Origin of the sequence: Sporosarcina luteola (assembly GCF_023715245.1) — a bacterium.
In the GTDB taxonomy this organism is placed as follows: Bacteria; Bacillota; Bacilli; order Bacillales_A; family Planococcaceae; genus Sporosarcina; species Sporosarcina luteola_C.
Genome location: NZ_JAMBNV010000003.1, coordinates 22,603 through 35,880 on the forward strand (window position 1 = coordinate 22,603; position 13,278 = coordinate 35,880).

13 protein-coding genes and 1 riboswitch are annotated in these 13,278 nt (G+C 46.0%); of the genes, 9 read left to right on the forward strand and 4 right to left on the reverse strand.

All coding sequences use genetic code 11. The features are described 5' to 3' along the window. Window positions 1–18: 18 nt before the first annotated feature. Entirely contained in the window at window positions 19–300 is a 282-nt protein-coding gene (locus M3152_RS14100) for a DUF2277 domain-containing protein (protein ID WP_251695977.1), read from the reverse strand. A 145-nt stretch (window positions 301–445) separates the two neighbouring features. Between M3152_RS14100 and M3152_RS14105 the strand changes: the two genes are divergently transcribed. After that, window positions 446–1,690, forward strand: a complete 1,245-nt coding sequence (locus M3152_RS14105) for a mechanosensitive ion channel family protein (protein WP_251695979.1) — start codon at window positions 446–448, stop codon at window positions 1,688–1,690. A gap of 333 nt (window positions 1,691–2,023) precedes the next feature. On the opposite strand, the gene M3152_RS14110 is transcribed toward M3152_RS14105, so the two are convergent. Then, a complete protein-coding gene (locus tag M3152_RS14110) occupies window positions 2,024–3,763 on the reverse strand; it encodes a hypothetical protein (protein ID WP_251695981.1) in 1,740 nt (579 codons plus the stop codon). A 498-nt stretch (window positions 3,764–4,261) separates the two neighbouring features. Beyond that, window positions 4,262–4,369: riboswitch (TPP riboswitch) on the forward strand. A 100-nt stretch (window positions 4,370–4,469) separates the two neighbouring features. Here M3152_RS14110 and tenA point away from each other — a divergent pair. Genes tenA through thiW form a run of 5 tightly spaced genes read left to right on the forward strand, consistent with a single transcriptional unit; the run spans window position 4,470 to window position 7,932 of the window. Further along, a complete protein-coding gene (tenA, locus tag M3152_RS14115) occupies window positions 4,470–5,153 on the forward strand; it encodes a thiaminase II (protein WP_251695983.1) in 684 nt (227 codons plus the stop codon). Next, the gene (thiM, locus tag M3152_RS14120) at window positions 5,153–5,959 is read left to right on the forward strand and encodes a hydroxyethylthiazole kinase (protein ID WP_251695985.1); all 807 of its coding nucleotides are present in this window, start codon (window positions 5,153–5,155) and stop codon (window positions 5,957–5,959) included. The genes tenA and thiM overlap by 1 nt, the downstream gene beginning before the upstream one ends. Next, complete coding sequence (gene thiD / locus M3152_RS14125; RefSeq protein WP_251695987.1) at window positions 5,956–6,795, forward strand: bifunctional hydroxymethylpyrimidine kinase/phosphomethylpyrimidine kinase; 840 nt, start codon at window positions 5,956–5,958, stop codon at window positions 6,793–6,795. Before thiM ends, thiD begins: the two co-directional genes overlap by 4 nt. 19 nt (window positions 6,796–6,814) lie before the next feature. Continuing rightward, the gene (gene thiE, locus M3152_RS14130; RefSeq protein ID WP_251696365.1) at window positions 6,815–7,441 is read left to right on the forward strand and encodes a thiamine phosphate synthase; all 627 of its coding nucleotides are present in this window, start codon (window positions 6,815–6,817) and stop codon (window positions 7,439–7,441) included. Beyond that, entirely contained in the window at window positions 7,438–7,932 is a 495-nt protein-coding gene (thiW, locus tag M3152_RS14135; RefSeq protein ID WP_251695989.1) for an energy coupling factor transporter S component ThiW, read from the forward strand. Before thiE ends, thiW begins: the two co-directional genes overlap by 4 nt. A gap of 162 nt (window positions 7,933–8,094) precedes the next feature. Here thiW and M3152_RS14140 read toward each other — a convergent pair whose 3' ends face one another. Next, window positions 8,095–9,102, reverse strand: a complete 1,008-nt coding sequence (locus M3152_RS14140) for an HAAS signaling domain-containing protein (RefSeq protein ID WP_251695991.1) — start codon at window positions 9,100–9,102, stop codon at window positions 8,095–8,097. Next, entirely contained in the window at window positions 9,089–9,436 is a 348-nt protein-coding gene (locus M3152_RS14145) for a PadR family transcriptional regulator (protein WP_251695993.1), read from the reverse strand. Before M3152_RS14145 ends, M3152_RS14140 begins: the two co-directional genes overlap by 14 nt. 621 nt (window positions 9,437–10,057) lie before the next feature. Here M3152_RS14145 and ahpC point away from each other — a divergent pair. From ahpC to M3152_RS14160, 3 genes are all read left to right on the forward strand, one after another. Continuing rightward, complete coding sequence (gene ahpC / locus M3152_RS14150) at window positions 10,058–10,627, forward strand: alkyl hydroperoxide reductase subunit C (RefSeq protein ID WP_251695994.1); 570 nt, start codon at window positions 10,058–10,060, stop codon at window positions 10,625–10,627. 183 nt (window positions 10,628–10,810) lie between these two features. Continuing rightward, entirely contained in the window at window positions 10,811–12,340 is a 1,530-nt protein-coding gene (gene ahpF, locus M3152_RS14155) for an alkyl hydroperoxide reductase subunit F (protein ID WP_251695996.1), read from the forward strand. Between the two features lie 210 nt (window positions 12,341–12,550). Continuing rightward, window positions 12,551–13,147: a superoxide dismutase family protein gene (locus M3152_RS14160; RefSeq protein WP_251695998.1), complete on the forward strand. Its 597-nt coding sequence runs from the start codon at window positions 12,551–12,553 to the stop codon at window positions 13,145–13,147. Window positions 13,148–13,278 lie beyond the last annotated feature (131 nt).

Sequence of the window (13,278 nt, forward strand, 5' to 3'; positions counted from 1 at the left end):
GCACAGGCACCGATACAATTACTCCTGATTCTCCAATCCAAATCTTTTTGCATTACGAGCTCGAGCCCGTTCGGCTTCAATTTCTCGATTACGAGGTTCAGCATTCGTGACCAATGAGTTTAGTAATTTTTGTGTAGCGATAACGACTTCCTCAACAGCAAGATTAATAGCATCCTCGTTTGCCTTCGATGGCTTGCTGTAACCAGAAACCTTCCGCACATACTGGAGCGAAGCGGAATAAATTTCATCCGTAGTAGCCGGAGGGCTAAAATTAAACAGCGTTTTAATGTTTCGGCACATATCATTTACCTCATTTGTTTGTTATTTTCTCGATTGTATCATATTCCACTAAATCGTATCATTGCATGCACAGGAGGCTGAAGAAAGTGGCGACCTCTTGGTTCTGGTATAATGGAAAGCAGACTACGCATAGTGGAGGAGACAAATGAACTTTATTCGTAATCGTCTATTAGGTTACGGAGTGGATGATACCTTGGTTGACCCGCTGTCCTTTGTCATCCTGGTTACTGTCATCACACTCCTTTGCATCATCGCGAATTTTATTACAAAACATATGATTATCCGATTCATCGCTCATATTGTGAAAAAGCATAAAATCCAGTGGGGCAATATTCTGTTGGAACGAAAAGTGCTTCGCAGATTATCCCATTTTGTGCCTGCACTCATCATTTATTACTTCGCTGCAACTTTTCCGACGTATCAGAAGGTGATTGAAACGTTGGCGCTGACGTATATTATGATTGTGGCATTTAGTGTTATCAATCGACTCTTAAGCGTGTTCAATGATATTTATCAGACGTATGAAATTGCAAAGACGAAGCCGATTAAAGGATATGTGCAAGTTGCTAAAATTATTGTTGTAATTGTTGGTGCCATTTTGGTGATTGCCAATCTGATGGGGGAAAGTCCGATTATCCTGTTGAGTGGGATTGGTGCTCTATCGGCAGTATTTATGTTGGTATTCAAGGATTCCTTGTTAGGATTAGTGGCTGGGATCCAGTTGTCGGCCACCGAAATGGTTCGAATGGGTGATTGGATTGAAGTGCCGAATTATGGTGCGAACGGGGATATCATTGATATTTCCTTGAATACGGTGGCGGTGCGGAACTTCGACCAAACAGTGACGATGATCCCGAGCTATGCGCTCATTTCGGATCACTTCATCAACTGGCGCGGAATGCAGGAATCCGGCGGCAGGCGCATCAAGCGTGCATTGTATATCGATATGTCAAGTATCCAGTTTTGCACGGAGGAAATGATTGAGCATTATAAACAGATTAACTTTCTGTCGGAGTATATCGTTGAACGGAAACGAGAGATTGAGGAGTATAACGTTACGAATAAAATCGACAGGAATAATCTTGTGAATGGGAGAGCGATGACGAATATCGGGGTCTTCCGGGCATACATCAGCGAATATCTTCGACGCCATCCAGGCATCCATCAGGAAAAGACATTGATGGTCCGGCAATTGGCACCTGGAGAGAATGGGTTGCCGATTGAAATTTACGCCTTTGCGAATAGTGTTCAATGGACCGTCTATGAAACTGTGCAAGCTGATATTTTCGATCATCTCTTTGCTGTTGCAGGGGAGTTTGGACTCCACGTGTTTCAAAATCCGACGGGCAGTGACCTGAAAGCGTTGAGCCATGAAGTAAAAGGCGAGTGAATTGTTTGCGAATTGTTTGGGTGCCTGTGCAATAAACAATTCAGATAATGCACTACAATTGTATAATATAAATGAAGAAGCCGACCAAATCAACATTTTGTCGGCTTCTTTCTGCATTACTATAACTTTTGTTGAATTGTCATAAATGTGTGATGCACAGGCACCGAAAAGGAACAGAATAAAGCCCTTGAAAACTCCAATCGGAGTTCACAAGGGCTGTATTGTTTATCAAAATTTAATTTGATCAACCGTAAGGCATACGGTTCAGGGCAGGGAATGATAACATTTCCTGTTAGTATGGGATCAGTTATTCAGTTTTATTTTGTTGCTATCTTACTTTTTGAGCAATCCGAAGAATGAGCTGTAAGCTGCAACAACTTGGTTGTAATATCCGACTAGCTTGTCCCAAACTGTTGTTTGAACAACATCTGTAGCTGGTTGCTCAGTAACTTCTTCGTCTTCAACAGCGTCGTCGCCTTCAACAGCGTCGTCGCCTTCAACAGCGTCGTCACCTTCAACAGCGTCGTCGCCTTCAACAGCGTCGTCGCCTTCGACAGCGTCGTCGCCTTCAACAGCGTCGTCGCCTTCGACAGCGTCGTCGCCTTCAACAGCGTCGTCACCTTCAACAGCATCGTCGCCTTCAACAGCGTCGTCACCTTCAACAGCGTCGTCACCTTCAACAGCATCGTCGCCTTCAACAGCATCGTCGCCTTCAACAGCATCGTCGCCTTCAACAGCGTCGTCGCCTTCAACAGCGTCGTCGCCTTCAACAGCATCGTCGCCTTCAACAGCGTCGTCACCTTCAACAGCATCGTCGCCTTCAACAGCGTCATCGCCAGCAGGTAATTCTACTACATCGTCACCTTCGACAGGTAGTTCTTCTGCATCTTCACCTGGCAAGACAATTCCGAGGTGATCTTGGATTGCAAGGTTATAGTAATCAAGTAAGCTTACATAATTTTGTAAGATAGATTTATATTCATTGGCTTGCTCATCTGTTATAATTGAATCGGCTTGGTCAGTTGACGACTTATCTTCATTGATATTCTCGTCAGCTGGCTTTTCTGTTTCTTCAGTATCTACTTCGGCATCTACTTCAGCATTTTCTTCAGCTGGTGCGTCTGTAGCATCATCTTCATTTACAGGTACTTCATTAGAATCTTCTTCGTCAGCAGGTGACTCTACAGCCTCATCTCCGTCGACAGCTTCTTCTTCTTCAGCTGGTACTTCTACATCTTCGTCAACTGGAGTTTCGTCAACTACTTCATCTTCAGCTGGAGTTTCTTCAACTTCTTCTTCCTCAACTGGAGTTTCGTCAACTTCTTCTTCGTCGACTGGAGTTTCGTCAACTTCTTCTTCGTCAGCTGGAGTTTCGTCAACTTCTTCATCTTCAGCTGGTGTTTCCTCAACTTCTTCTTCGTCAACTGGAGTTTCGTCAACTACTTCTTCGTCGACTGGAGTTTCGTCAACTTCTTCTTCGTCAGCTGGAGTTTCGTCAACTTCTTCATCTTCAGCTGGTGTTTCCTCAACTTCTTCTTCGTCAGCTGGAGTTTCGTCAACTTCTTCATCTTCAGCTGGTGTTTCCTCAACTTCTTCTTCGTCAACTGGAGTTTCGTCAACTACTTCATCGTCAGCTGGAGTTTCTTCAACTTCTTCTTCATCAGATGGTGTTTCCTCAGCTTCTTCTTCATCAGTCGGTGCTTCTACATCTTCTTCATCAGCTGGTGCGTCTGTACCTTCTTCATCTACAGGTGCATCTGTATCTTCGTCATCGTTATTAGGTGCGTCTGTGTCATCTTCATCTGTTGTATCATTTTCACCCGGCTCTGCAGCTACGAAGTTTTTATTTGCAATCGTACGCATGAATTTCCCTTTTTCAGGTGAACCCGGAATGCTTGTTGCATAATAGGAAACTTTTTCACCGTGGTTTTTGAACTCTTTTTCACCATTTTCAGCTGCTAAAGCTGAACCGCCAGCTCCAAAAATAGCTGCAGTTAGCATTGACGTCGACATGACAAACGGCAAAATTTTCTTTTTCGTGTTCTTTTCATTACGATTCGTTTCGTTAACCAAGAATGATCAAACTCCCTTTTCTTAAATTTTTTTAACTCGACTACCAGATCATGAAGCGAAAAATAACACTCAGTTTAGTAAGTTGTTATGTACATCCGCCTCCTTCTCAAGCATGTAGGAGCGTTTTTTATTATCCATGAAATAGTTTCACTCGGATAGGTTGGCAGCGCCCCATCTGCACATTACCAACAATAACAAAAGTAAATAACAGTAGTGTGACAACCAATTAACAAGTATTCATGGAAATATTAACCTTTGTAACAATGAGAAATGCATTAATAGACCAAAAAGAGGATGAAAACTAATCGATTCGTCCCTCGTAACCCATTTATTGACAATTAATTACATACGTGAGTCATGCGCACCGTAGATGTCTCGTTACTTTATTAACATGAATAATGAATGGTCTGAATGGTCTAACGTTATATGTTACCAAATATTACATAGACCTTGCATGGCTAGTAATCTATGTTATAGTGTAGTAGAAAACTGAAAAGAGTTAACCACTGGGGGAGTCTTTGTGAAAGACTGAGACGTGTATCGATACGCGGACCCTTCGAACCTGATCTGGCTCATACCAGCGTAGGGAAGTGGGTCGCACGTCTTCCAAAGGTTATCTTACGCCGATATGCGAGCCGCTTCTTCAACGATTGTGTTGAGTGAAGCGGCTTTTTTGGTTTTCCAAAATTTTAAAGGAGTGGTTGGAATGACGTTTTGTGAAGAGGTACGGAAGGAATGTGACGATGTTTGGGAGGCAAGCTTCCATCATCCGTTCATCGCAGCGCTTGCTGAAGGAACTTTGCCAAAGGATGTTTTCAAACAGTATGTCCTGCAAGACTCGTACTATCTGAAGCACTTTGCAAAAGTGCATGCAATGGCAGCTGTGCAGGCAACGGATTTATTGACGGTGCAGCGGTTTGCACAACATGCGGATGGAACATGCGGGGCGGAGATTTCATTGCATGAAGGCTTCTTTGGATTGTTGGGAGTTACGGATGAGGACATTGAAAAATTTGAGCCGGCGCCGACAGCGTATGCGTACACATCGCATTTATACCGGGCAGCGTTGGAAGGTGACTTGGCCACGACGTTGTCCGCATTGCTTCCATGTTATTGGTTGTATTACGAAATCGGCGAGCGGCTGAAGGACGCGAAACCGGACCACCCGATTTACGACAAATGGATTGCCACGTACAGTTCTGAATGGTTCGAGCAGGCAACCCGTGAACAGATCGACCGTTTGAATAAATTGACGGAAGATCTTTCGGTTAAAAGACGCGAACAATTAAAAGCTCATTTCATTAAAAGCATCCATTATGAATTGCAGTTTTGGGAAATGGCTTGGACAAAGCAATCTTGGTCTCTTGAAACAAACGAGGTGCATGCATAATGACTCAATCTTCATTGCTGCAAGAACTGCGTATGCAAAACCCGTTAGTCCATTGCATCACGAATATTGTCGTCGCAAACTTTCAAGCGAACGGCCTGCTGGCATTGGGAGCTTCTCCGATCATGGCGGATGCGATCGAGGAGGCCGCGGAAGTAGCCGCCGTATCCTCCTGTACATTGCTCAACATCGGGGCGCTGGATCCTTTGGCTGTTCAATCAATGATTGCCGCAGGAAAAGTTTCTTCTATTAAAGGGCGGCCACTCGTATTGGATCCGGTCGGAGCTGGGGCGACCACTTTCCGAAAACAGACGGTCGCTACACTTCTGAAGGAATTGGATATTACGCTTATACGCGGAAATGCCGGTGAGATTGCGTCGATTGCGGGCGTTGAATGGGAAGCGAAAGGGGTCGATGCAGGGGCTGGCTCGGCAAATATTGAGGAGGCGGCGAAAGATGTCGCTCGCCGCCACCGTTGCCTCGTCGCTGTTACCGGCGAGACCGACATCGTAACAGATGGTGAAAAAATCATCAGAATCACAGGAGGGAATCTGCTCATGAGTAAAATTACGGGCATGGGCTGTCTGTTAAGCGCGGTTTCCGCCGCTTTCCTGTCCGTCGGTACGCGTTCCCCGATTGACGCAGTTGCTTACAGTCTCGCCTTTTACAAACGAGCGGGTGAATTGGCGGCTGAACTAGCTTCCGGTCCAGGGGATTTTGCGGTTTATTTCCTAAATGCCTTACATCAAATGGACGATGAAGCAATCGATGTCGACCAATTCATTGTTAAAGAGGGGGTTTCCAAATGACTTTTGTTGCGCTCACGATTGCAGGTTCGGACAGTGGCGGCGGGGCAGGCATCCAGGCCGATCTGAAAACATTCCAGGAGCTCGGCACGTTCGGAACATCAGCATTGACGGCAGTTACTGCTCAGAATACGCTTGGCGTTCATGCGGTTCAACCGATTGAGGCGGACATCGTCATTGCCCAGATTGAGGCTGTGATGAATGATTTCACGGTTGGCGCTGCGAAAACGGGAATGCTGTTTTCAGCGGAAATTATCGAGGCGGTCGCGGATACATTAAGCCGATATGAGAGGATACCTTTAGTGGTCGATCCCGTCATGATTGCGAAAGGCGGCGCTTCTCTTCTTCAAGAGACAGCGATTGTGGCTTTGAAGAAGCGACTCATTCCGTCGGCGACCCTTCTGACGCCCAATATACCTGAAGCGGAAGTGCTGACGGGAATGACGATTGTGTCAATGCACGATATGGAGAATGCCGCAAATCAATTGCTTCGGATGGGGGCCGGGGCCGTTCTGCTGAAAGGGGGGCATCGGATGGATACCCGTGACGCGGAGGATTTATTCATGTCGGCGGATGGCGAGTGCTTTCTAATGAGAAGCAAGCGGATCAAAACGAAAGACACGCATGGCACGGGCTGTACGTTCGCCGCTGCTGTTACAGCAGAGCTTGCGAAAGGTGCACCGATGCGTGACGCAGTCGTTACCGCAAAACACTTTATCCATGCGGCGATTGAAGATGGGCTTTACCTTGGCAATGGACACGGGCCGACAAACCATGCGGCATTTCGGAATCGGGGCATTGTGGAACGGAAGGATGTTGAATTGATTGGGAAACGTTGACGTTACGCTATATTTCATTATGGGCTCTGTAAATGCCGAGAAGCCGCTATCTGTTTTGGAAGATGCCTTAAAAGGAGGGATCACTTGCTTCCAGCTGAGAGAGAAGGGGGCGCGTGCACTCGTCGGGATGGAAAAGAAAGCATTTGCAGAGAGCTGTCAACGATTGTGTGCGCAATATGGAGTGCCGTTCATCGTTAATGATGATGTGGATCTTGCTGTTGAGATTGACGCGGACGGCGTCCATGTCGGCCAGGACGATGTTGAGGCGCGATTCGTCCGAAAAAGAATTGGAACTGAAAAGATCGTGGGCGTTTCCGTTCATACAGTAGGTGAAGCGACTAAGGCAATTGCGGATGGGGCGGATTATGTTGGCATGGGGCCAGTCTATCGGACGATAACGAAAGCTGATGCGAAACCGGTTGCGGGTACAGCGATGATTGCAGAAATCGCGGCGGTGTATCCTGACTTGCCGATTGTTGGAATCGGAGGCATTACAGCGGAGAATGCCGAGCCCATCTTCCGTGCAGGGGCAAGCGGAATATCCGTCATTTCAGCGATTGCTTCATCTACTGATCCTGAATTGGCGGCGAGTCGGTTGGCGGAAGTGTCATTGAAATGGAGCCGTGAAAGGGGTGTGCTGCGATGAGTACTCGAAAGCTGGTTTTAATGACTGTGTTTACCGCGATTGCGGTGGCGGGATCCGCGTTCGTCTCGTTTCCTGCGGGGATAGCCCGCGCATATCCGATCCAGCACGCGGTCAATGTAATCGCGGCGATTCTGCTTGGGCCGGTTCCTGCTGTCATCATTGCATTCTTGACCGGCTTAGTACGCATCTTGACAGGCACCGGGTCATTGCTCGCTTTTCCGGGAGGGATGATCGGCGCCGCGCTTGCCGGGCTGCTCTATAAGCAGTCGGGGAAGGCGTGGTTGGCTGCGCTTGGGGAAATCATCGGGACGGGAGTGATTGCATCCCTCTTCGCGGTACCATATGCGGCCGTCCTGATGGGAACAACCGTAACCGCCTTCTTCTTCATGCCGCCTTTCCTCGTATCCAGCGTAAGCGGGGCAGTCATAGGGGTCATCGTGGCGGTACGGTTGCAAGCCGTGCCAATGGGGAAGAGGATACAGAGTTATTAGAATCTTTCGGGTGCCTGTGTAAGACACTATTCAGATAATGCACTACAATTGCATGAAATAAATGGTGGAGCCGACCAGATCAATCTTTGGTCGGCTCCTTTCTGCATGAATATGATTATTGTTGAATTGTCATAAATGTGTGGTGCACAGGCACCGACACAATTATGCTTTTGCTTTTCGGTAACTGTCGTAGATTTCGATGGCTACGGTTACGATGATGGTTGCGATGATCGTCCACACCGCCCAATCGATGAAATTCTGGACGGAGGACGAATTGATTTCTAGTACATTTGCCAAGTATGGAATCATCGCCTCATTGATGAGGGCAGGGTTGCTGGCAATGACGATGAAGACGGTCAAGCTGACTACTTTACTGACAGCATTTATCGCTACGAGCTTCATTGTCCATTGTCGTTCTTTCCATTTGAAGAGCGCCAATCCAATTTCGAGCAAAGCAAATGGTAAAACAATCGGCAAATACGACATCAATACCGATTGATTCAAAGCTGGCATTACCATTTGCAACCCGTCGCCATCACTTGATCGATAGACGCCTGCAAGTCGGTCCGCATTAAAATAAAGAACGACCCAAATCGCGGTCCAGACAAGTCCAAAAATGATCTCACTCCTTGGAATCACCTTTTTCTTCGAAATGACATGAACATATTTCAATTGTTCGGGAGTCCACTCCGACCCATATGTTGTGATGGAACCATTGCTTTTTGCCAAACCGATTCTTTCAATGAAAATAAATACGATGGTCACCCAGAAGAACGTCTGGATAAGCACATGTATAATATTTGCGATGATGATTCCAATGCTTTTTATTACAACAGAGAGTATACTTTCTTCTCCAGAAAAGAGGACAATCGTTTCAACGACATGAACTAAAATGGTAATTAAAATTGCCCATGGGACAATCATTTTCATTGTCCATAGATAAGCATCATATACTTTCGGGCCGATTACATGCATCGGTGTGTCGCGGTAGCTTGCGGCGAGGTGAGCGGGATCGCCCAGTTTCGAAAGGGCTTCCTTTACTTCATCCTCTGAAAAATGCTCGGGCAGCATATCCTCAATCGTCGATCTGAGTTCCAGGGCAATATCTTCCCGTAATTTCTCCGGCAGTCTTCGCGTTACTTCATATATATAGGCTTCAATCAGCTTCATCATTCTCATCTCCTTCCAATAATGTTTTCAGTTCCGCTGTCATCGTTTCCCATTCCTTTTTCAATTGCTCATAAATATCACTGCCGTACTCACTAATTACGTAATACTTCCGGGGTCTGCTTTCCGTTGTATCCCAACTACTCGTTAAGAGTGCCTGTTTCTCTAATCGGCGAAGCAGCGGGTATAACGTGCTTTGCTCTATGGCTACGCCTGCCTTTTCAAGACGCTGGACTAATGAATATCCATATTGAGGCGTCCGCAACTGACTCAATACAGCAAGAGTCAACGTTCCTCTCCGTAATTCTGTCGTGAATGATTCCATCAATGGCTCCATAGTTGTCACCTCGTGTTCTTATACTATGCATCGTACACTATTATGATTCCGCCAACAATAGGGAAGGTTGAATATGTGTGGTTCGAATTGTTTGGGAATTGTTCGGGTGCCTGTGCAGCACACTACTCAGATAATGCACTACAATTGCATAAAATAATTGAAGAAACCAACCAAATCAATATCCGGTTGGTTTCTCACTGTATGTATATAGTTTCTATTGAATTGTCATAAATGTGTGGTGCACAGGCACCGTTAAAAGCGCCGTTAAAGGCACTTTGCAAGGGGTTATTATATTATATGTATTCAATATCTTTAAAATAATTAATAAACGATAACCTGTGGTGGTAATTGAGAATTGGTGGTTTGGATAAAAATCTTATTATCTTGTAAATAATATGGAATCAATAATGATGGAATACCCCTGGAACGGTTGATGTAGAGGGGTTTGTGGAGACAGAAGTGTATCTGTTGACAAAAGCACAGTTCTATATGATAATGAGTATGTAATTAGAATTATTATAGTTAAGCAGTTGAGAATACAACATAATTCTTGCTGCGGTTTAGGTTTTAATGAATTAACCTAGACTAACTATGAAAAATCACATTAGGAGGAATTTTTTTATGTCACTTATCGGAAAAGAAATACTACCATTCAGAGCGCAAGCTTACCATAGCGGTACAGGTGAATTCATCGAGGTAACTGATGACAACCTAAAAGGGAAATGGAGCATCGTTTGCTTCTACCCAGCAGACTTCACATTCGTTTGCCCGACTGAGCTTGGAGATCTTCAAGACCAATATGCAACTCTAAAAGAGCTAGGTGCTGAAGTTTATTCCGTTTCTACGGACACGCACTTCACGCATAAAGCTTGGCACGACCACTCTGAGACAATCAGCAAGCTTGAATATATTATGATTGGTGACCCTTCACAAACGATTTCCCGCAACTTCGATGTATTGGACGAGGAGTCCGGCCTAGCGGATCGCGGTACGTTCATCATCGATCCAGACGGCGTTGTTCAAACAGTTGAAATCAATGCTGGCGGAATTGGTCGCGATGCGAGCACGCTTGTCGACAAAATCAAAGCTGCACAATATGTGCGCAACAATCCAGGCGAAGTTTGCCCTGCAAAATGGAAAGAGGGCGAAGAAACACTTAAGCCTAGCCTTGACCTTGTAGGCAAGATTTAAGTACCCAATAGCAGGCTAACGGGGATGGCCCCTTCCTTTCTTGGATAGGGGCTCCCTTTATTTTTGAAAAGTTTTCGGCAGTTGTCTTAGATTTTGAAGTGAATCATCGCATTCTTGATTCAAAATTTAAGGCAATCATGCCGAGTTTTCTATGGTTAAAATACAAGTTAAGGAGTAGATTACATGATTTTAGATGCAGATATAAAACAACAATTAGCCCAATATCTTGAGTTGATGGAAGGCGATGTACTACTTAAAGTGAGCGTTGGGGAAGATAAAGTTTCTCGTGAAATGGCGGAACTTGTGGATGAACTGGCGACAATGTCATCTCGCATTAAAGTGGAGCACGCGGAGTTGGAAAGAACGCCGAGCTTCAGCGTCAATCGCATCGGTGAGGATACGGGCGTCACTTTCGCAGGCATTCCTCTTGGGCATGAATTCACTTCATTGGTCCTTGCTTTATTGCAAGTGAGCGGCAGGGCTCCAAAAGTGGATGAGAAAGTGATCGAGCAAGTGAAAAAAATCAAGGACGAGCTTCACTTTGAATCCTATATTAGCTTGAGCTGCCAAAACTGCCCTGAAGTTGTACAAGCACTTAACCTCATGAGCGTGTTGAACCCGAATATTACTCACACGATGATTGACGGCGCGGCGTTTAAAGAAGAAGTGGAAAGTAAAAACATTCTTGCTGTCCCGACAGTTTATTTGAATGGTGAACCGTTCACGAACGGCCGTAAGACGATCGAAGAGATCCTTGCTGAACTTGGAAGCGGTCCTGATGCATCTGAGTTTGCTGATAAAGATCCGTATGACGTGCTTGTTGTCGGCGGCGGTCCGGCGGGTGCGAGTGCGGCAATTTATGCGGCTCGGAAAGGGATTCGCACAGGAATTGTTGCTGAGCGTTTCGGTGGTCAGATACTAGATACGGCTGCGATTGAGAACTTTATTAGTGTGAATCGCACGGAAGGTCCTAAACTAGCTGCTAGCCTTGAGGAGCACGTGAAAGACTATAACATCGACGTGATGAACTTGGTGCGCGCGAAGCGTTTGGAGAAGAATGACCTTATTGAGATCGAATTGGAAAACGGCGCTGTACTGAAGAGTAAGTCCGTCATTCTTTCAACGGGTGCACGCTGGCGTAATATCGGTGTCCCTGGCGAGGCGGAATTCAGGAATAAAGGCGTTGCGTATTGCCCTCACTGTGATGGTCCTTTATTTGAAGGGAAAGACGTTGCGGTCGTCGGCGGCGGGAACTCCGGTGTCGAGGCGGCGATTGACCTTGCAGGGATCGTCAACCATGTGACTGTGCTTGAATTCAATGATGAGTTGAAAGCTGATTCCGTCTTGCAAAAGCGTCTGCATAGCCTGCCGAATGTCACTGTTGTTACAAATGCTCAAACGAAAGAGATTACCGGTACGGATAAAGTGAACGGAATCACTTACGTTGATCGTGAATCAGGCGATGAAAAGCATGTTGAACTAGCCGGCGTATTCGTCCAGATTGGTCTTGTCCCGAATACGGACTGGTTGGGTGACGTAGTTGAGCGCAATAGATTCGGCGAAATTCTCGTCGACAAGCGCGGCGCAACGAACATTCCTGGCGTATTTGCTGCGGGAGACTGCACGGATAGCCCGTTCAAGCAAATCATCATTTCCATGGGTTCAGGCGCGACTGCTTCATTAGGCGCGTTTGACTATCTCGTTCGGAATTAATTGAGGAACATCAATAGATTGAAGAGGAACAGGTCATTAGTATGGACCTGTTCCTTTTTTATGTTTTTAATGGGAATTCCTACTTAGATTGTTGTCAATACATCCCATTTAAGGTGGTCGGTAAGGGCTCTTTTTCCTGATTTTCGTTTACTAAACGGAAAATAGTGAATTATATAGATGTCAATACTTTACTAGAGGGAGCGTGTGGATATGAAAAAGTGGATATGGATCACGATGGTTCTCACCTGCGCTTTTGTTTTCGCAGCATGCGCCGATGGGAAGGATGACTCGGCCGCTACGGTCAATAAGGAAGATAATAACGACTCGGCTGACTTGGATTTAGTCGAAGACGATAAATTGCCGTCCCTTACTGTCAATCTGATGGATGGCAACGGAAAACCGGTGGGAACGGCAGAATTGACCGAGGAAGAAGACGCATTACGGATCATGGTGGAAGCAGAGAATTTACCTGAAGGATCTCACGGTTTTCATTTCCATGAAAAAGGGATTTGTGAAGCGCCTGACTTTGAATCGGCAGGGGGGCATTTCAATCCGACGGGAGCAAGCCATGGACTCGACCATGAGGATGGACCGCATGCCGGCGACTTACCGAACCTCGAAGTCGGTCCTGATGGAACAGTGAAGGAGGAATTCTTCGTTGACAACCTCACACTATTGGCCGGTGAGGAAAACTCACTATACCATGAAGGCGGCACAGCCCTCATCATCCATGCAGAAGCAGACGATGGAAAAACCCAACCATCCGGCGATTCCGGTGACCGCATCGCATGTGGCGTAGTGGAATAATGGTTTCATAATCTTTTAGGGTGGAGTTTTCAGAATCCTTCCGGTGCCTGTGCAACACACTATTCAGATAATGCACTACAATTGCATAAAATAATACTAAGAAGCCAACGATATCAAGATTTCGTTGGCTT